The 19,776-nt window shown below is 59.4% G+C and carries 11 protein-coding genes, 1 tRNA gene and 1 pseudogene; 7 read left to right on the plus strand and 6 right to left on the minus strand.

Annotation, left to right across the window (positions count from 1 at the left end):
- Nucleotides 1-200: 200 nt before the first annotated feature.
- The 7 genes from fdnG (at nt 201) to AB4N44_RS01355 (ending at nt 9,535) form a co-directional block, all read left to right on the plus strand.
- On the plus strand, nt 201-3,266 hold the full coding sequence (gene fdnG / locus AB4N44_RS01325; RefSeq protein WP_316918306.1) for a formate dehydrogenase-N subunit alpha: 3,066 nt from the start codon (nt 201-203) through the stop codon (nt 3,264-3,266).
- 14 nt (nt 3,267-3,280) lie between these two features.
- Nucleotides 3,281-4,216, plus strand: coding sequence for a formate dehydrogenase subunit beta (gene fdxH, locus AB4N44_RS01330; RefSeq protein ID WP_034154153.1), 936 nt, complete (start codon nt 3,281-3,283; stop codon nt 4,214-4,216).
- A complete protein-coding gene (locus AB4N44_RS01335) occupies nt 4,213-4,878 on the plus strand; it encodes a formate dehydrogenase subunit gamma (protein ID WP_460110620.1) in 666 nt (221 codons plus the stop codon). Before fdxH ends, AB4N44_RS01335 begins: the two co-directional genes overlap by 4 nt.
- A 3-nt stretch (nt 4,879-4,881) precedes the next feature.
- Nucleotides 4,882-5,808, plus strand: a complete 927-nt coding sequence (gene fdhE, locus AB4N44_RS01340; RefSeq protein WP_460110618.1) for a formate dehydrogenase accessory protein FdhE — start codon at nt 4,882-4,884, stop codon at nt 5,806-5,808.
- A gap of 299 nt (nt 5,809-6,107) precedes the next feature.
- Complete coding sequence (gene selA, locus AB4N44_RS01345; RefSeq protein ID WP_460110616.1) at nt 6,108-7,520, plus strand: L-seryl-tRNA(Sec) selenium transferase; 1,413 nt, start codon at nt 6,108-6,110, stop codon at nt 7,518-7,520.
- Nucleotides 7,517-9,433: a selenocysteine-specific translation elongation factor gene (gene selB / locus AB4N44_RS01350; RefSeq protein WP_460111654.1), complete on the plus strand. Its 1,917-nt coding sequence runs from the start codon at nt 7,517-7,519 to the stop codon at nt 9,431-9,433. The genes selA and selB overlap by 4 nt, the downstream gene beginning before the upstream one ends.
- Before the next feature lie 6 nt (nt 9,434-9,439).
- Nucleotides 9,440-9,535, plus strand: a tRNA-Sec gene (locus AB4N44_RS01355).
- A 157-nt stretch (nt 9,536-9,692) separates the two neighbouring features.
- Here AB4N44_RS01355 and AB4N44_RS01360 read toward each other — a convergent pair.
- From AB4N44_RS01360 to AB4N44_RS01385, 6 genes and pseudogenes are all read right to left on the minus strand, one after another.
- Nucleotides 9,693-10,052 (minus strand): DUF6124 family protein, encoded by a 360-nt coding sequence (locus tag AB4N44_RS01360; protein WP_460110614.1) that lies wholly within the window; start codon nt 10,050-10,052, stop codon nt 9,693-9,695.
- Between the two features lie 520 nt (nt 10,053-10,572).
- The gene (locus tag AB4N44_RS01365) at nt 10,573-14,184 is read right to left on the minus strand and encodes a hypothetical protein (protein ID WP_460158158.1); all 3,612 of its coding nucleotides are present in this window, start codon (nt 14,182-14,184) and stop codon (nt 10,573-10,575) included.
- Nucleotides 14,185-14,381: 197 nt separating this feature from the next.
- Nucleotides 14,382-14,610: pseudogene (locus tag AB4N44_RS01370) on the minus strand (type II toxin-antitoxin system RelE/ParE family toxin).
- Entirely contained in the window at nt 14,603-14,848 is a 246-nt protein-coding gene (locus AB4N44_RS01375) for a type II toxin-antitoxin system ParD family antitoxin (protein WP_460110610.1), read from the minus strand. The pseudogene AB4N44_RS01370 and the gene AB4N44_RS01375 overlap by 8 nt, the downstream one beginning before the upstream one ends.
- A gap of 309 nt (nt 14,849-15,157) precedes the next feature.
- Nucleotides 15,158-18,634 carry a YVTN family beta-propeller repeat protein gene (locus AB4N44_RS01380; protein ID WP_460158222.1) on the minus strand — a complete coding sequence of 1,159 codons (3,477 nt, stop codon included), beginning with the start codon at nt 18,632-18,634 and terminating at the stop codon, nt 15,158-15,160.
- 5 nt (nt 18,635-18,639) lie between these two features.
- Nucleotides 18,640-19,656 (minus strand): hypothetical protein, encoded by a 1,017-nt coding sequence (locus tag AB4N44_RS01385; RefSeq protein WP_460110605.1) that lies wholly within the window; start codon nt 19,654-19,656, stop codon nt 18,640-18,642.
- Nucleotides 19,657-19,776: the final 120 nt, after the last annotated feature.

Genomic DNA, 19,776 nt, shown 5'->3' on the forward strand with positions numbered 1-19,776 from the left:
CAACTGACAGGGCCTCTTCGCGAGCAGGCTCGCTCCCACAGGTTTTCCAGTGCATGACCGATTGTCGCCGACGGTCGGTTTTCACACAGATCGTGTGGTCATTGTCTACAGTGAAAAGGTCGGCATTCGTTTGCCGCAACCGTGATTGTCCAGATAAAACCCGGCTCAAGTACCGGGTTCCACCTGATCAGGAGTGCACGATGGATCTCAGCCGTCGTCAGTTCTTCAAGGTCGCCGGTATTGGCCTTGCAGGCTCGAGCCTGGGCGCGTTGGGCATGGCCCCGACGCAAGCCTTCGCCGAGCAGGTGCGCCACTTCAAGCTTGCCCACACCCATGAAACCCGCAACACCTGCCCGTATTGCTCGGTCGGCTGCGGTTTGATCATGTACAGCCAGGGCGATGGAGCGAAGAACGTAGCGCAGAGCATCATTCACATCGAGGGCGACGCCGACCACCCGGTCAACCGCGGCACCCTCTGCCCGAAAGGCGCAGGCCTTCTCGACTTCATTCACAGCCCCGGCCGTTTGCTCTACCCGCAAACCCGTAAGCCGGGCAGCAGTGAATGGACGCGAATCGGTTGGGACGAAGCGCTCGACCGCATCGCCGACCTGATGAAAACCGACCGGGACGCCAACTTCATTGAGAAAAATGCCAACGGGCAAACGGTGAATCGCTGGCTGACCACCGGGTTCCTCGCCGCGTCGGCAGCGTCCAACGAAGCCGGTTACATCACCCAGAAGGTGATTCGCAGTCTCGGCATGCTGGGGTTCGATAACCAGGCGCGTGTCTGACACGGCCCGACGGTGGCAAGTCTTGCCCCGACGTACGGCCGTGGTGCCATGACCAATACCTGGACCGATATCGCCAACGCGAATCTGATCCTGGTGATGGGTGGCAACGCAGCAGAAGCGCATCCGTGCGGCTTCAAATGGGTGACCGAGGCCAAGGCGCACAACGCTGCGCGGCTGATCGTGGTTGATCCGCGTTTTACCCGGACCGCGTCCGTGGCCGACTACTACGCGCCGATCCGCACCGGCACCGACATCGCCTTTATGGGCGGGCTGATCAATTACCTGCTGACCGAGGACAAGATCCAGCACGAATACGTGCGCAACTACACCGACGTGTCGTTCATCGTCAAAGCAGGCTATGGCTTCGAAGACGGCATCTTCAGCGGTTACGACGTCGCCAAACGCAGCTACACCGACAAATCCGGCTGGGGTTACGAGTTGGGCGAGGACGGCTTCGTCAGAGTCGACCCGACCCTGCAAGACCCGCGCTGCGTCTATCAATTGATGAAGCAGCATTACAGCCGCTACAACATCGACCTCGCCAGCCAGATCTGTGGCATGCCGGTCGACGCCATGCAGAAAATCTGGGAAGAAATAGCCACGTGCTCGATCCCGGGCAAGACCATGACGATTCTCTACGCCCTTGGCTGGACGCAGCACTCGATCGGCGCGCAGATCATTCGCAGCGCGGCAATGGTGCAACTGTTGTTGGGCAACGTCGGCATGCCCGGTGGCGGAGTCAACGCCTTGCGCGGTCACTCGAATATTCAGGGCCTGACCGACCTTGGCTTGCTCTCCAATGCACTGCCGGGCTATCTGACCTTGGGCCAGGACAGCGAGCAGGACTACAACGCCTTTATCCATAAACGCACGCAAGTGCCGCTGCGCCCGGGACAACTGTCGTACTGGCAGAACTACAGCAAATTCCACGTCAGCCTGATGAAGTCGTGGTACGGCGCCAACGCCACGGTCGAGAACAATTGGTGCTACGACCATTTGCCGAAACTCGATATCCCCAACTACGACGTCCTGAAGATGTTCGACCTGATGAGCCAGGGCAAGGTCAACGGCTACTTCTGCCAAGGCTTCAATCCGATCGCTGCACTACCGGACAAGAACCGCGTAATGGGCGCACTGGCCAAGCTGAAATGGCTGGTGGTGATGGATCCGCTGGCGACAGAAACCTCGGAGTTCTGGCACAACGTCGGGCCGTATAACGATGTGAAAACCGACGAAATCCAGACCGAAGTCATTCGCCTGCCGACCACTTGTTTTGCCGAAGAGGACGGCTCACTGGTCAACAGCAGCCGCTGGCTGCAGTGGCACTGGAAAGGCGCCGACGGCCCGGGCGAAGCGCAAACCGACATTCGCATCATGAGCGAATTGTTCCTGCGCCTGCGCAAGCGCTATCAGGCCGAGGGCGGCAAATTCCCCGATCCGCTGCTGAAACTGACGTGGCCGTACAAGATCGCCGACGAGCCTTCGCCAGAGGAATTGGCCAAGGAAATCAACGGCAGCGCTGTCGCTGATTTCACTGACGCCACGGGTGTGACGGTCAAAGCCGGCTCGCAACTGGCCGGGTTCGGCTTGCTCAAGGACGACGGCAGCACCGCGTCCGGCTGCTGGATTTTCGCCGGCAGCTGGACCGAGGCCGGTAACCAGATGGCGCGGCGCGACAACAGCGACCCGTTCGGCATGCATCAGCATCTCGGCTGGGCGTGGGCCTGGCCGGCCAATCGACGGATTCTCTATAACCGCGCTTCGGCAGATGTCTCGGGCAAACCGTGGGACCCGAAAAAACGTCTGGTCTGGTGGAACGGCAAAGCCTGGGGCGGCACCGATGTGCCGGACTACAAGGCCGATGTGCCGCCGGAAGCCGGGATGAACCCGTTCATCATGAACCCCGAAGGCGTCGCGCGGTTCTTCGCCGTCGACAAGATGAACGAGGGGCCATTCCCCGAGCACTACGAGCCGTTCGAAACGCCGATCGGCATCAACCCACTGCACCCGCAAAACAAGAAAGCCACCAGCAACCCGGCGGCGCGGATCTTCGATTCGGTTTGGGAAACCCTCGGCGAGGCCAAGGATTTCCCGTACGCCGGCACCAGTTACCGACTCACCGAGCATTTCCACTTCTGGAGCAAGCACTGCAAGTTGAACGCAATTGCCCAACCCGAGCAGTTTGTGGAAATCGGTGAAGTGCTGGCAAAAGAGAAGGGCATCGCTGCCGGTGATCGCGTACGGGTCAGTTGCAAACGCGGCTTTATCGAAGCGGTGGCGGTGGTGACGAAAAGGATCCGGCCGCTGCAGGTCAACGGCCAGGTCGTGCATCAGATCGGCATTCCGCTGCACTGGGGTTTCACCGGCCTGACCCGTCACGGTTACCTGACCAACACCCTGGTGCCGTTCCTCGGCGATGGCAATACCCAGACCCCGGAATCCAAGTCATTCCTGGTCAACGTGGAGAAGCTCTAATGGAGAATCTTTAAATGGCCAGCCAAGACATCATTGCCCGCTCGGCCACCACCACGGTGCCGCCATCGGTGAGGAATCAGGAAGCGGTGGCGAAGCTGATCGACACCACCAAATGCATCGGCTGCAAGGCCTGCCAAGTCGCCTGCTCGGAGTGGAACGAACTGCGCGACGAGGTCGGCCACAACCACGGCACCTACGACAACCCGCAGGATCTGAGCGCCGAAACCTGGACGTTGATGCGCTTCACCGAGCATGAAACCGACGCCGGTAACCTCGAATGGCTGATCCGCAAGGACGGCTGCATGCACTGTGCCGAGCCCGGTTGTCTGGCGGCGTGCCCGAGCCCCGGCGCGATCATCAAGCACGCCAACGGCATCGTCGATTTCGATCAGGACCACTGCATCGGCTGCGGCTATTGCATCACCGGTTGCCCGTTCAACATCCCGCGTATTTCGCAGAAAGACCACAAGGCCTACAAATGCACCTTGTGTTCGGATCGAGTCGCGGTAGGGCTGGAACCGGCCTGCGTGAAAACCTGCCCGACCGGCGCCATTGTTTTCGGCACCAAGGAAGACATGAAGGAACACGCTGCCGAACGCATCGTCGATCTGAAAAGCCGTGGCTTCGAAAACGCTGGTCTGTATGACCCGGCCGGTGTTGGCGGCACGCATGTGATGTACGTGCTGCACCACGCTGACACGCCGACGATCTACGCCAACCTGCCGCAGGATCCGGCGATCAGTCCGTTGGTGGGGTTGTGGAAAGGCATCAGCAAACCTCTGGGCCTGTTGGCCATGGGCGCGGCGGTATTGGCCGGGTTCTTCCATTACGTGCGCATCGGCCCGAACCGGGTCGAAGAAGATGAACATCCAACGCCACCCGACACCTCGGTGCACGTCGTCGATCCGGCGGTGCACACCTTCGATCCACGCGGGGAGGAGCGGCCATGAGCAACAAGACGATCCTGCGTTACACCGCTAACCAGCGCACCAATCACTGGCTGGTGGCGATCCTGTTTTTCATGGCCGGGCTGTCCGGGCTGGCGTTGTTTCATCCGTCGCTGTTCTGGCTGAGCAACCTGTTCGGCGGCGGGCCGTGGACGCGGATTCTGCACCCGTACATGGGAATAGCGATGTTCGTGTTTTTCCTCGGTCTGGTGCTGAGTTTCTGGCGCGCCAACTTCTTCATCAGCAACGACGGCAAGTGGATGCGCCGCATCGATCGGGTGTTGGTCAACGACGAAGAAAGCGTACCGCCAGTGGGCAAATACAACGCCGGGCAAAAGCTGCTGTTCTGGACTTTACTGCTGTGCATGCTCGGTTTGCTGTTCACCGGGCTGGTGATCTGGCGCGCCTGGTTCAGTGCGTATTTCGGCATTACGGTGATTCGCTGGGCGATGCTCCTGCATGCGCTGGCCGGGTTCATTCTGGTGCTGAGCATCATCATTCACATCTACGCCGGGCTGTGGATCAAGGGCTCGGTCGACGCGATGCTGCATGGCTGGGTCAGCCGCGCCTGGGCGAAGAAACACCATGAACTCTGGTATCGCGACGTCACCCGCGATGAACGCCAACCGGACGTGCCGGAGCGACCGATCACCAAAAAGGGCTGACTTTTGCCAACCATTCTTGAACCTGGGGAAATCGAAGCGGCGGCGAGTTCACCGCCGTTTCTGCACATGCCGCCTTCGAACCTGTTTGCGCTGCGGGCCGCTCGACTGGAACAACTGGCCGAGGGGCATGCGCTGGCTGAATATCTGCGGCTGATTGCCGGATTGTGCCGGGCGCAGCAGCAGGTATTCGATGATCCGCCGCTGGTGGCGCCTTTTGATCAGCAACGGATCGAGGCTTGTCAGCAGCATGGTTTGCCGCCGTTCGCGGCTGATACCTTGGTGCGCGAAGAGGGCTGGCAGGCTTATCTCGAAGCTTTGCTGCAGCGTTATGAGCCTGACGAACAGCCCGCCGTTGTCGATGCGCTGGACACTTTGCGCGCCGCCAACCCCGGCCAGTTGCGCGCGTGGGCCGTGGCGTTGGTCAGCGGTCAATATTCGATGGTGCCGGCGCAGTTGGTGCCGTTTCTTGGCGCGGCGCTGCAAGTGGCGTGGAGTCACTGGCTGCTCAGCGCCGCCAACCTGCAACTGAAACCCGGCGACAGCCTCAGCCAATGCCCGGCCTGTGGTTCGCCAGCGATGGCCGGCGTGATCCGCCATCGCGGCAAGCACAACGGTTTGCGTTATCTGGTGTGCTCGCTGTGTGCCTGCGAATGGCATGTGGTGCGGGTCAAGTGCGTGTATTGCGAGTCGAGCAAAGGGCTTGATTATCTGAGCCTTGAAGACGATCGCCATGCCGCGAATCAGGCGCCGCTGCGGGCGGAGGTCTGTCCGGGTTGTAACAGCTATCTGAAACTGGTTTATCTGGAAAACGATGCTGACGCTGAGGCATTGTCGGCGGATCTCTCCAGTTTGCTGCTGGACATGCGACTGGCGCAGGACGGTTATCAGCGGCTGGCACCGAATCTGTTGCTGGCACCGGGAGACGAATGACGAGAGCAAAACTGTGGGAGGGAGCCTGCTCCCGAAGGGGCCATTTCAGCCACATCAGCTTTGACTGACTTACCGCCTTCGCGAGCAGGGATTGGTTGCGTGCACTCATTTTGCAGGCCGCCCCAAAACAATGTGGGAGCGAGCCTGCTCGCGAAGGCGTGAGGTCAGTCACATCCACATTAACTGGCACACCGCTTTCGCGAGCAGGTTCGCTCCCACAGTGCGTCTACACTTCTGAAACCCTTGTGGGAGGGAGCTTGTTCCCGAAGGGGCTGTTTCAGTTGAATCAGGAGTGGCTGATGTCTTCCAGCGTTGCCCTGCGGTTGCCGTCTATTGACGGGTTGTTGCGTCACCCGGCGTGCGCGCCGTTGGCCGAGCGTTACGGCCGGGATTCGTTACTGACGGGGCTGCGTCAGCTGCTCGATGAGCTGCGGCCCGGCGTGTTGAACGGGCAGTTGTCCGCCGTTGAAATCGGCGCCGAAGTCCTTGCCGGCCGAGTCGGCGAACGCTTGGCGCAACAGCAGCGCAGTCAGGTTCGTCGGGTGTTCAACCTCACCGGCACCGTCCTGCACACCAACCTCGGCCGCGCCTTGTTGCCGGACGAAGCCATCGACGCCGTGCAAATGGCCGCGCGTTATCCGCTCAATCTGGAATTCGATCTTGCCAGCGGCAAACGCGGTGATCGCGATGACCTGATCGAAGGCCTGATCCGCGAACTGACCGGCGCCGAAGCCGTCACCGTGGTCAACAACAATGCCGCCGCCGTGCTGCTGACGCTCAACAGCCTGGGCGCGCGCAAGGAAGGCATCATTTCCCGTGGCGAGCTGATCGAAATCGGCGGCGCCTTCCGCATCCCCGACATCATGGCCCGCGCGGGTGTGCGTCTGCACGAAGTCGGCACGACCAATCGCACTCATGCTCGTGACTACGAAGCAGCGATCAGCCCACGCAGCGGTTTGATCATGCGCGTGCACGCGAGCAACTACAGCATCGAAGGATTTACCGCTCGCGTGCCGACTGCGGAACTGGCGGAGTTGGCGCACCGGCATGGCTTGCCGTTGCTGGAGGATCTGGGCAGTGGCAGCCTGTTGGATCTGACCCGTTGGGGTTTGCCGGCCGAACCGACGGTGCGGCAGGCGTTGCTGGATGGCGCGGATATCGTCACCTTCAGCGGCGACAAATTGCTCGGCGGCCCGCAGGCCGGGTTGATCGTTGGGCGCAAAGAGCTGATCGCGAAGATCAAGAAGAACCCGTTGAAACGTGCTTTGCGCGTGGACAAGTTGACTTTGGCGGCGCTGGAGGCGGTGCTGGGCTTGTATCGCGATCCGGATCGACTCGCTGAACGTCTGCCGAGTCTGCGCCTGCTGACCCGCCCGCAAGCCGACATCTTCGCCCAGGCCTTACGCTTGCAGCCCTTGATGTCTGAACGGTTAGGCGAGATCTGGCAGGTCTGTGCAGTCAAGGCCTTGGGCATGATCGGCAGTGGCAGCCAACCGGTCGCGCGTTTGCCGAGCGCGGCGTTGTGCATGCGCCCGCAAGTCTCCAAGCGTTCGCGCGGGCGTTGCCTGCTGAATCTGGAAGCGGCGTTGCGGGCCTTGCCGATCCCGGTGCTCGGGCGCATCGACGACGATGCGCTGTGGCTGGATCTGCGTCAGCTCGACGATGAGCCGGCATGGCTCGCGCAATTGCCGCAGTTGCAGGTCGAACCGTGATTGTCGGCACGGCGGGGCACATCGACCACGGCAAGACGTCGCTGCTGCAAGCCCTGACCGGACAAACCGGTGACCGTCGCCCGCAGGAACGCGAACGCGGGATGACCATCGACCTTGGCTATCTCTATGCCGAACTGGAACCGGGCGCGGGGCTGACCGGGTTTATCGACGTCCCCGGCCACGAGAAATTCACCCACAACATGCTGGCCGGCGCCCAGGGCATCGATCTGGTGTTGCTGGTGGTCGCGGCGGACGACGGCGTGATGCCGCAGACCCGTGAGCATCTGGCGATTGTCGAATTGCTCGGCATTCCGCGTGCCTTGGTGGCGATCACCAAATGTGACCGCGCAGAGTCGGGCAGGGTGGAAGAGGTTCAGCGGCAGGTGCTGGATCTGCTTGCTCCCGGACCGTTTGCCGAGGCGCCGATCCTGACCGTATCGAGCCTGAGCGGGCAGGGCATTGATGGGTTACGCGAGGTGTTGCTGCAGACGCAAAGTGAAGTGCATGAACGCAGTCGCGAAGGTGGTTTTCGCCTGGCCATCGACCGCGCGTTCAGCGTCGCCGGTGCGGGCATTGTGGTTACCGGCACGGCGTTGTCGGGCACTGTTTCAGTCGGCGACAAACTGTTGCTCGGACCTTCCGGCAAATCGGTCCGGGTTCGCGGCTTGCACGCGCAAAATCAACCCGCCGAACAGGCTTTCGCCGGGCAGCGAGTGGCTTTGAATATCAGCGGCGAACGCCTCGAACTGGCGCAGATCCATCGCGGCCAGTGGCTGTTGAGCGAGTGGCTGCACGCGCCGACGCAACGGGTCGATATCGACTTTCAACTGCTGCCCGGCGAGCGCACTTTCGAACACTTTTACCCGGTGCACGTGCACCTCGGCACGCAGGATGTCATCGCCCGGGTGGCCTTGCTCGAAGGCTCACGGTTGAATCCCGGCGAGCGCATGTTCGCGCAACTGCTGATCAATACGCCGGTGCACGCGGTGAAGGGCGATCGACTGATTCTGCGTGACCAGAGTGCACAGCGCACCTTGGGCGGTGGCCAGGTACTCGATCCGTACGCCCCGGCGCGACAACGCCGCAGCCCTGAACGTCTGACACAACTGCGCACCTTGGCTTCTGGCGACGAACTTGAACACGTCTTGCCCGTGCTGCTCAATTACAGCGCTGGCGGCCTCGATCCGCAACGGCTGGAACGCCAATTCAATCGCCCGCGCTCAACCTGGTCGTTAGCGGAAAACGTCCGCCTCATCGACACCCGCCAAGGCCCGGTGCTGTTCAACGTGCAACGCTGGTCGCAACTGAAGTTCACCTTGCTGGAACAACTCGCGCAGTTTCATGAGCAGGAGCCCGATCAAATGGGCCCGGATCGTGATCGCTTGCGCCGCTTCAGTGGTCTAGCGCTGGAGCGTGCGACGTTTGTCAGTCTGCTGGATGAATTGCTCACCGCCGGTTCGATTCAGGCGAGCGGGCCGTGGCTGCATCGGCCCGATCATCAGGTACGCCTGAGTGCCGAGGACGAAGCCCTCTGGCAGCAATTGCAACCGCTGTTCGAAAACGCCGAATTCGACCCGCCGTGGGTGCGCGACGCCGCGAAAATGCTCGTCCAGGACGACGCCGTCGTGCGCCTGCTGCTGCGCAAATTGGCGCGACTCGGTCTGATGCATCAAGTGGTGCGCGATTTGTTTTTGAGTGATGTGCAACTGCGCCGAATGGCCGACGTGTTGTTAAAACTGGCCAAGGAAAATCCGCAGATCCAGGTGAAAACCTTCCGCGATGCGCTAGGCTTGGGACGCAAACGCTGTATTCAGTATCTGGAGTATTTCGACCGCGTCGGCCTGACCCGACGCATCGGCGAATCCCGCCAGATCCGCCCCGACAACGCGCTGGCCCACGCCGACGCCCAATGAGTTAAAGGAAGGCAATCGCGCCCGGTGGCGCGGCCGGGCTTCAAACCCGGTTGGGGACGGCATCCGTTCCCGGGCAGGTTCGACTCCGGCTGCCTTCCGCCAGTTTCCAAAAAGCCAAAGAACGGCTGCCGTAGATTGATCGTTCCCACGCTCCGCGTGGGAATGCAGCCCGGGACGCTCTGCGTCCCATCCAGAGCCGAACGCGGAGCGTCCGTTGAGGCATTCCTTTGCGGCGCGTGGGAACGATCATTGAGGCCCGCTACTGCGGCAACTCCAGATTATCCATCACCCGATTCACCGCCAGCTCCCCCAGCATGATCAATTGCGCGATCCCCAACAGCGTCCGTCGCTGCGACGCGGGTATGAGATGAGCGAAGTCATGGGCGATGGTTCTGGCCGAAGCGAGTGTTTCGCTGGCATCGGCCAGCAGTTCCTCGTTTTTGAAGTCCGCAGTGACCGCGTACATCCGGCGGGTTTTGCGTGGTGGCGGGGTGGAGCCGGGTGGACAGAGGTAGTGATCGAGCGCGCGTTCGGCGGCTTCGTTGAGCTTTTTTGAATCTAAGGATTCGTAGGGGGAGGCGAGGTCGATTTCGGGTGGGTTGGGTGTTGGTTTGATCATGGTGAAGCTCCTTGAGAGGTGGAGCCGTCATCCATCGCTGCTAAACGGATAGGGTGGCGGCTGTACGCGGGTTAGCAGACCAGGCTCAAGGATCCCGGCGCACCGAAGTGCCCCACGCAAAGCCGCCATAACGTAATGGCGGGACTCGCGTGCCTTGAAAATTGCCGAGCTGCTAAACCCGATCGCTGATTCGTCAGCGACCGCACCACAATAGAACCCGCCCCCAAGGCGCACAAGCCGGCGGATTCTGGCGTAGCTGTAGGCAATGGCGCAAGAATTTGTAGCCTCGAAGGCATGTCTGGAGGTGTCTTTTAAACACCTGAGTTTAAAAGGCGATTTGTACTGACTTCACTGGCCCCTTCGCGAGCAAGCTCGCTCCCACATTTGGAATGTGTTTCCCCCTTTGGAGCGAGTTTGCTTGCGAAAGGCCATCACGGCCAGTGGAAAGCCCGATCAAGCCCCGCTGTTTAAATTACTGGATAAATAAATCCGTCTCCAAATTACTAGTCCCCAAATTACACTATTTTTTGAAAACGAAATTATCGAAATAGATTACATCTGAAAATCCGCTAACAATATCTATTCTGTCAATTTTGTCCGCATTAAATATCATTTTATGAGGGCTGTCCGCGGTGTGAGTTAATAGTGGTTTTTCTATTATTTTTATATCTAAGTTGTAGAATATAACTTTTGCATTGTTCGAGGTGTCGACGTCTGAATACCAAAACTCAATTTCAGTGTAATCGGTTTTCAATGTTAGCTGTATAGTCGCGGGTCCGTCTTCTAAAGCGAGGGTTTGTCGTTCAAGTTCTCCCGGGTATGTTCTCTCAATTGGCCTGATCGACACAGGTTTATTGCCTGCTAGATTAGTTATTGTCATGCTGCCTATATCGCGCGAGTCGCCCGGTGAAAGTGTAAAAGATGGCTGCGCGTCAAAATTTTCTTCGGTGATCGGAGGTAGAACAGTCAGATTACGTACATTCGAATACAACGGATTACTCGGATAACAAGCCTCGGCGTACAACCGCCGCGCGTCGAGTGGCACGGTAATCGGACACTCCCAGAGACCTGTCGTCAGGCCGGCGGTCGCAGTTCCCCTTGTGGCTGAACCGGAACCGGTGCCGTCACGGATATTGATCTTCTGACCCAGGCTCGCTGTGCCTTTAAGTATCAAATCGGTGCTGAAGGTCGTTTCACCGTCAGGCACTTCCACCCCATTGTCATCCAGCACATTGTCCAGTGTCGGCACTACCAGTGCGACCACAACAACATCGCGGGTGGCGGAGAGTATGCCGTCCTTGCGTCGGGCGCTCAGTTTGTAGGTATTCTCGGCAACCAGTCCGGTCAGTTGGAAAGTCCATTCTCCCTCTGGATCTACTTGAATTTCAGTATTCGGCATCAGCGCGCCGTTATTGGCCAGATCGATTTTTGTGTAGGGCGTCGCTGTTCCACTCAGCGTGACGGCTGTTTCTACGGTAGGGCTGCCGTGAGGAATGTCATCCCCGCTGGGTGAGCCTTTGACCGAGGTAATGGTCGGTGGTACCTCTACGATGTTTTTGACCGTATAAGTCCTCACCGGAAAACTCAGCGCCAGGTTTACATCCGTGCTGCGATCCGGCGTGGCATTGAAAGTCACCCTCAGTTCGCTGAGATGTTTGAGTGCCTGCATGTCCACCAGCGGCAGCCTGGTATCTGCATAGCCTTGAGTTATCCATGTCGCGCTCACTGCATTGGCAGGGCCTGTCCATATCTCATGCTTGTATTCCGTGTCGTCTTTTTTGATACCAGCGACGGCCTTCCAGACGCGTTGGCCTGCGGCAATGTGCGGCCAGAAACCGCCACGAAGAGTGGCCGCAGCAGTGAGCGTAGACACATCCAGTTCAGTCCCGTCACCACCGTCGGCCGCCTGAATGATTTTCGGCGAATGCGAAAGATCCACACGCAGTTGCGACACCGCCAGCGTCCGGGGCCGCGAGTCTTTCGGATCCTGGGTGCCGCGGGTTACGGTGTAATCCAGCGTAATGGACTTGTCGAGGTTGAACGCGATCACCGAAACGGCCAGCGGAATGTCTTGCTGGCCGAGGGTGGTGACCGGCCATGGATCCGTGGTATCCGAGCCGGCAGGCAGCGTTCCGGGTGCGCCGATCCAGCGGACGACAATCTTGTCGCCGATAAGCATGCCGTCATAGTCGATCACCGCGGTCAGTGCGCTCTGGGCATCCAGCGGGTCGAGGCTGGTGTCGTTCGGTGCTTGCCTGATCTTCGGCTCTTTCAGATCCAGCGCCACGCCGACACTGAACTCCAACGGCTCGGCATAACTCGTCCCACCGGCCGCACGCTTGATTTCGTACCGGGCGATCACCGTCCCGCCTTCATTGCCCTTGATCATCGCGGCCGGGATGGTGAACGGTACTTCCTTGCCTGCGGTGAATTCGTTCAGCTTGATCGAGTCGGGGTATTCACCGGTGATCGAGCCGATCCAGAACATGAAGACTTCATCGCCTTTGACCGTTTCGGTGTACGGCACCGTGAGGGTTGTGCCGGCGGTGTCGGCTGGCAGAACCCCGTCGACCACACCGGCCACCACCGGTTCAGGTAGTTCCAGGCGTGGTTCGCCGACTTGCAGGATGTCGGTGTGGATCGACTCGCGAATGGCGCGGGTAGCCTCGAACGGGTTCAGTGTGGCGAGCACTGCGTCGGCGATCAGTTGCTGATAATAGAACTCGGCCGTGCCACCGTTGACCGGGGCCAAGTGTTTGCCGTCGATGCTGTACGCCAGCGGTGCCTCCGCGATGATGTCGTTGCGTGTGATGAGGCGCGCCGGCAGAACAGGCAGGTACGGCTTCAGGCCGGGGGTGGTGCCCAGCATGATTGGCTGGAGAACCTGGCCTTCGGCAAAGGATTTGTCGAAGGGGATCTCGAGACGCACCTGGGCCAGCGTCGGGTCCAGCGCCCCGGAGTCCTCGTCCAGCATGATCGGCGCGGCCAGCCGCTGGACTTCGCCGATGGCGCGGATGAATTGGCTTTTCGATTTCAGATCGGCGGTGCCGTCGGCTTTTTTCAGGCGGTATGACAAGGTGATCTGCGACTTGGCCAACTGTCGCAGCACGGCGTTGGGGGCCTTGATTTCAATAATGCTCGGCACGCTGGTCAACGCCGCGCCTTCTACTTCCAGATCAATCGGCGCACCTTCGACCGGCGTGCCCTTGATCTTGATGAACGGGATGTCACCGATTTTGAAGTTGGTCGTGTCTGTGGCGATAATTTGCACGGTGCCGTCAGCGTCACCCAGTTGGTCGACATCCAGCACGTTGTTCAGCGTTTCCTTGAGCAACGGCGCGATCAGCCGGGTCGCATCAACGGCCACTACCACACGCTGTTCGGGGCTCCAGTCCTCGGAACGGTTGAAGACCTTGTCGTACACCTCGAACACCACGGCTACGCCGGGAAACTCTGCATCACCGGCGTCGGTGATGAAGTCTTTTTCGATTTTCACGATGATCGGCGTCTTGCCTTCGGCCTGTTCCTGAGTCAGCGGTTCACTGAGCACGAAGATCCCGCCCCAACTCACGCGACAAATATCGCCGGCTGCGGCGTAGGGATAGGGGGGTGTGCCGTCGGCCTTGCCAATGCTGATCTTCACGCCTTTTTCCGCAATCTCCTTGTCGATGCCACCGTCAAGAATGTCTTGGGGAATGATCATGATCAGCTTGGAATGCCCGCCGTCACCGTTTTCGTCATGGCCGCCCGGGCGCGTGAGCTTGACCAGCACCTGCATGACTTCAGACGGTTGATCCGTGCCGCCCAACGGCTTGACGACATAGGACACCGCGAACTGACCATCGACCATGTGCCGGGAAGGCACGAACATGCGCAATTGCGTGCCGACCTCATCCTTGAGGACGGTCTTGCCCCCCGCGTCCAGCCCGGTGCCCCAAAAGATCGTCAACCTGTCGCCACTCGCCATATTCCCCCATGGGCCGGCCTGGCACTGCAGGCCATGCAGCGGAAAGTTGCCCAGCGCGGCGGCGATGTTGATGCCCCAGACATCGGGATCCTTCGACACCGGGTCCTTGCTGCGACCCGGGATGCCGAGTTCCGCGAGTAGCAGGGGTTTGTTGGGGCTGGCCATGGCAATGACTCCGGTCGGGAAGGTGACGGAGTGATTGAACGGCTAAAAGCGAGATTGCGCACCTGTCAGATCTGACAGGTGCGGGCTGAAATCCGACGGGTGGTAATGTTGGGAGAGGTCGAGTCGACGCTGAAAAAGCCTTAGAGATTGCGCTGCGCTTCCATCCGATCATGCAGCACTCTGATGATGGCGATGCCTTACGCGGTGATTCGAAAATAAATCATGTGGCGTTCGACACTGCAGCGGCGATAACCGGGGCGGATTGCGTCACAGGCCGGTGCGGTTTTTGGGCGCTCGGCTAATTGCTCGAAGGCTGCGGATGTCGATGTAGCGATTGGCCTGATCCAGGCCTCATTGTTGAGCCGTATCACTCCAGGTCGCCTCAAGGTCACCCTCGGCGGCGGGGGTAAGACGATATTCAGCCATGCGTGCTCAACATTCTCTTCTTGAATACCTCGGGATCGAAGGGGCGAGGTTTTCCACTGGACTCACCTTCCCGAAGTGCCGCGCGGATGGTTTCCAGCTCGGCGTTTCGTTCCTGCTCACGACGGATCAGATCACGGATGTATTCGCTGTCGTTGGTGTAATGACCGGCTTCGATCTGGGCTTTGATCCAGTGGTCTTGCTGGTCAGTCACGGTGATGGTTTTTCGTACGGTTGCCATGAGTGGCCTCCAGCGGATGGTCGAATGCGCGCAAATTATCACACTATTGGTGCGCTAACGAGCATTGAGCCCGTTGAACAAACGATAGTCCCCGACACGTTAAAAGCAAAAGATCGCAGCCTTCGGCAGCTCCTACTCACATATCTGTAGGAGCTGCCGAAGGCTGCGATCTTTTAATTCGGAATGCTGGAAAAACGTAGTTTGGCCCCGTTTAGTCTTGGAGGTGTCTTTTAGACACTCCGGTTTAAAAGACGAAAAGTCGGACAAGGATCTTGAGATCCCTCAGGGTCTCGCCCCGGTTACTCCTGCTCAGACCTCAATCACCGAGAACGTATTCATTAGACCATTGCTGACGTAAACGCGGGTACCGTTCGGGCTGATGGCAATGTATTGCGGCTGGTAACCGGCCGGGATACTCCTCAGTACTTGATTGGTCGCCGTATCAATCACTGATACCGCGTTTTCATAGTTGCAGACATAAGCGCGGGTACCGTCCGGACTGACGGCTATCCCGCGCAAAATTGACCCTATCGGGATGTTGATCAGGACTTGATCAGTCGCAGTATCAATCACACTGACCGTACCGTCACCAGCGCAGCTGACATAGGCGCGGGTATTGTCCGGGTTGAAGGCGATCCAGTACGCATAGCGCCCGACCGGAATATTCGTCTGGACTCGATCCGTCGCCGTATCAATCACCGAAACTACGTTTGTAGAACTAATGGCAACATAGACGCGGGTACCGTCCGGGCTGACAGCGATCCCCATTGGAGAGCCTCCAACCGGGATGCTCGCCACGACTCGATCCGTCGCCGTATCAATCACCGAAACCGTATTGCTTTTGCTGTTCGACACATAAACGCGGGAACCGTCCGGACTGACAGCTAACCAGAACGGAGAGCCCCCGATCGGGATGCGCGCGAGGACTTGATACGTCGCCGTATCAATTACAGAAATTATGTCTAAACGTCCGAGGCAGACATAAGCGCGGCTTCCGTCCGGGCTGAAGGCGGCCCCATACGAATAGTCCTCGGTAGGGATGTTCAAGGCTATATTCGTAGCCGTATCAATCATCGAGACCATCGCTGGGTGAATAGTGTTGCTGACATAGGCACGTGTACCGTCCGGACTGACGGCGATCCCCATAGGAAACCCCCCGACCCTGACAGTACCAACCGGCCCCAGCTTCGTAACGGTTACGCTTGCGTTTGCAGTCTGCGCTCCACTGGTGGCGCTCAAACTGTAACCGCCGGGACTGCCAGTTCCTTTAACGCCACCGACGCTGAGCCTGCCGAAACCATCGGTGATGAAATCGCGCTCACCACTGCCACCATCGGCGTACGTAAAACCTTCCGGCAGCACCAAGCTGAGCTTGCCCCCGGGCATGGGGCTTTCATCGCTGGAGCCGAGGAACAGTTCAATGTTTTTCAGCCGGCCAGACGGGGCGATGGTGTAAGGCGCGTTGGTGAAGCTCGGCACACCATACTGCACTGCGCTAACCGTATAGGTGCGTACCGGGAAACTCACTGCCGTGGCATCACTGGCGACTTTGTCGAAGTTCACTCTAAAGGTCACCGTCAATGCGCTGCCGTCCTTGAGGGCCCTTAGCCAGTCTATGGGGGCCAGATAGGTTAATCCGTCCGTGTAGTGGTGCGGACTTCCGACCCAAACAATATGTTCGGCTGGTGTGCCATTCTCATGGGTACCGTCATAGCGTAACCAAACGTTTTGCCCCGAAAGCTGACAAGGCCACGCTGTCACCCGAAGGTTTTCGGTGCCCGCCAGACTCCTGACATCCAGCTTGTCGCCGATGGCACCGTCGATTTCAGGGCGGGGTAAGTCCTTCTGTTGCAGTGATTGCACCGTCAGTCTTAATGTCAGCGACGACATTGGCTCACTGCTACCGCGGGTCACGGTGTAACTCACCACTACTGGCTTGCCAAGGTTGAAGGCCACCACTGATTTCAGCAATGGGATATTCTGCTGCCCCACCGTCGTCACCGGCCACGGCTCGGTGGTATGCGTGCCGTCCGCGGGCGTGTTTTCGCCGCCAGCCCAGGTCACGGTAATCTGGTCTCCAGTCAGCATTCCCACATAATCCACGATGGCCGTGAGGCTGGTCTGGGCGTCCAAGGGATTCAGGGTGTCGTTGGATGCTTCCTTGATGTGGGGCTCTGCCAGATCCAGCGCCTTGATCGTATAAACCTTCACCGGCGCATCAATTGCCTCGGCTTCCTCACGACTCAACGTCAACGCCGCTTTGAAATGCAACTCCAGCCGACTGCCATCCGCCAGGTCCTTGATGGCGTTGTACGCCAGCGTATGTGTGTATTGACCGCTGTTGAACCAGTTTTGATTAACGTAGGAAGACGGCCACGGCCATACCACGTGATGGAAGGCATCGCCGTTACTCTTCGTACCTTTGAGGTTCAGTCCTACCCGATGATTGGCGGCTATAAACGCCCAGACGCCAGCGAGAATCGTTGCGCCCAACGTCACCTTCGATAGATCCAGCACCGTGCCCTCGGCTTGTTCAATGCTGATTTTGTCCAGCTCTGTCGCAGGCAGCGGCGTGACGCTGACGGTCAAAGGCAAAGATGGAGTTGTCTGGCCTGCGGTGACTTCGTAGGTGAGTGTGAAGGTTTTGGTTTCATTGCCGATGTTGGCCGCAATGGCTTCGGCGGGAATCAGGAACTCGACGCTGCCGCTGGCGACGCCCGGTTTGGCCGGGATGTCCGGTGAGCCGACGCCGGGCGTGCCCGCCATGGTCAGTTTGATGTTTTGTGTATCGTTCATCCCCGTGTAGGCCACGATGACCTTGGCTCCGGTCTGAGCGTCCAGAGGTGCTAGCGTCACACTCGCGCCCGTACCGTTGGCGAGTGGCATCTGCGGCAAAGGCAATGGATTTTCCAGCGCCACCCCGACACTGAACTCCAGCGTATCCGAATAACTCGTCCCACCCGCTGCGCGTTTGAGTTCGTACGAGGCCTTTACTGTTCCGCCCTCATTGCCCTTGATCAACTCGGCCTTGATGGTGAACGGCACAGGCTGGCCGGCGGTGATGGCACTCAGTTTGACCCAGTCGCTGCTTACGCCAGTGATCGAGCCTTCCCAGAAACGGGTGACGATGTCGTCCTTGAACGTCTTGAGGTAGTTGACGGTCAGCGTGGTGTTGCTGGTATCGGCTGGCAGGGTGCCGTTGACCACGCCGTCAACTGTCGGCTCAGGCAATTCCTTGCGTGGTTCGCCGATCTGCAGGATGTCGGCGTGGATCGATTCGCGGATGGCGTGGGTCTGGTTGAGTTTGCTCATGGTGGCGAGCACCGAGTCATCGATCAGCAACTGGTAATACAGCTCCAGTTTGCCGCCAATGATCGGTGTCAGGTGCTGCTTGTCGACGATGATTTGCAGCGGCAGTTGGGTGTCCATATCGCCTTGGGTAATCGGCCGCAGGTTCAGGTTCGGCAGGTAGGTGCTCAGGTCGGGGCGAGTGCCGAGCCAGAACAGCTTGATCGCTTGGCCGACGTCGAAGGCGGGGTCGAAGGCGATTTCGATGGTGACCTGTTTCAGGTCCGGATCCAGCGGATCGATGGCGCCTTGTTTGGCCTCCAGTGCCACGGGAGCGGCGAGCCGATGAATCTCGCCGATGGCGCTGATGAACTGGGTTTTGGCATTCCGTTGTGCGCTGCCGTCGGCCTTTTCCAGGCGATAAGAGAGGGCGATCTGAGCCTGAGCCAGTTGGCGCAGCACGGCGTTGGACACAGTGATCTCGGGAACGCTGGGCACGCCGATCAAGACCTTTCCCGGTAATTCAATGTCGATCGGCGGACCTTCTTTCGGCGTGCCTTTGATTCGGACAAAAATGGTGTCACCGACCTCGAAGTCAATCGGTCGAGGGGGGATTGGAGGGGGGAAGGGTTTACGGCCACAACTTGCACCGTACCGTCGGCGTCGCCCAGTTTGTCGACGTCCAGCACGTTGTTCAGTGCCTCCTTGAGCAACGGCGCGCCCAGCCGGGTTTCGTCAAGCGTCACGACGACCCGTTGCTCGACACTCCAGCCGTCGGAGCGATTGTGGACCAGGTCGTACACTTCGAAGGCGACGGCCAGCCCGGCCTCGCCAGAGTCGCCGGCGTCCACAATGGTTTTCTTTGGAATGGTCACGATAACCGGCGTCTTGCCTTCAGCCTGCTCCTGGGTCAGCGCAGGGCCAGAAACGAACACCCCGCCCCAGCTGAATTGAGGCGTATCGCCAGCGGCGGCGAACGGATAAGGCGGCGAACCGTCCGCTTTTCCGAGGGCGATCGATATGCCAGTGCCAATGTTGTCCTGGTGGACACCGTCCTTGAGAATCTCCTCGGGAATGCGCATCACCAGTTCCGGATGCCCCGGCCCCTCGCTGTGGTCAGGGCCGCCGGGGAGGGTGAGTTTGACCAGCACCTGCATCACTTCCGAGTGTTCGGGCGTACCGCCGAGGCGGGTGACGGCGTAGGAGATTGCGTGCATACCTTCGGGAAGGTGTTTGGCCTCCACGAACATTTGCAGCTCGGTGTCGACCTCATCCTTGTCAACGATTTCCAACCCTATCTGCACATCGGCATCCCGCAAGATCCGCAGCGAGTCGCGGAGACCCATCGTCCCCCAAGGCCCGGCCCGGCACAGCAGACCCTGACGCGGGAAGTTGTCCAGCAACGCGCCACGGTTGATGCCCCATATCAGAGGCGTCGGTGACACCGGACCGGTACGGCCGGGGATGTCGAGTTCCTTGAGCAGTCGCGGGGCGTTGTTGGATGGGTCGTTGTCGGACATGGCGTGGCACTCCGTGAGTTTCAGCGATGGAGTGATTGAACGGCTAAACGGCGGATTGCGCACCTGTCAGATCTGACAGGTGGCGACGAGTGGTCATTGGCGCGAGACTGAAAAGCAAAA

It is taken from the genome of Pseudomonas sp. S3_C06 (assembly GCF_054667675.1).

Excerpts from the sequence above, each read along its gene's own strand:
- fdxH (WP_034154153.1), top strand. The coding sequence starts at position 3,281 with ATGGCCAGCCAAGACATCATTGCCCGCTCGGCCACCACCACGGTGCCG.
- AB4N44_RS01385 (WP_460110605.1), bottom strand. The coding sequence starts at position 19,656 with ATGTCCGACAACGACCCATCCAACAACGCCCCGCGACTGCTCAAGGAA.
- AB4N44_RS01375 (WP_460110610.1), bottom strand. The coding sequence starts at position 14,848 with ATGGCAACCGTACGAAAAACCATCACCGTGACTGACCAGCAAGACCAC.
- selA (WP_460110616.1), top strand. The coding sequence starts at position 6,108 with ATGTCTTCCAGCGTTGCCCTGCGGTTGCCGTCTATTGACGGGTTGTTG.
- AB4N44_RS01335 (WP_460110620.1), top strand. The coding sequence starts at position 4,213 with ATGAGCAACAAGACGATCCTGCGTTACACCGCTAACCAGCGCACCAAT.
- AB4N44_RS01365 (WP_460158158.1), bottom strand. The coding sequence starts at position 14,184 with ATGGCCAGCCCCAACAAACCCCTGCTACTCGCGGAACTCGGCATCCCG.
- AB4N44_RS01360 (WP_460110614.1), bottom strand. The coding sequence starts at position 10,052 with ATGATCAAACCAACACCCAACCCACCCGAAATCGACCTCGCCTCCCCC.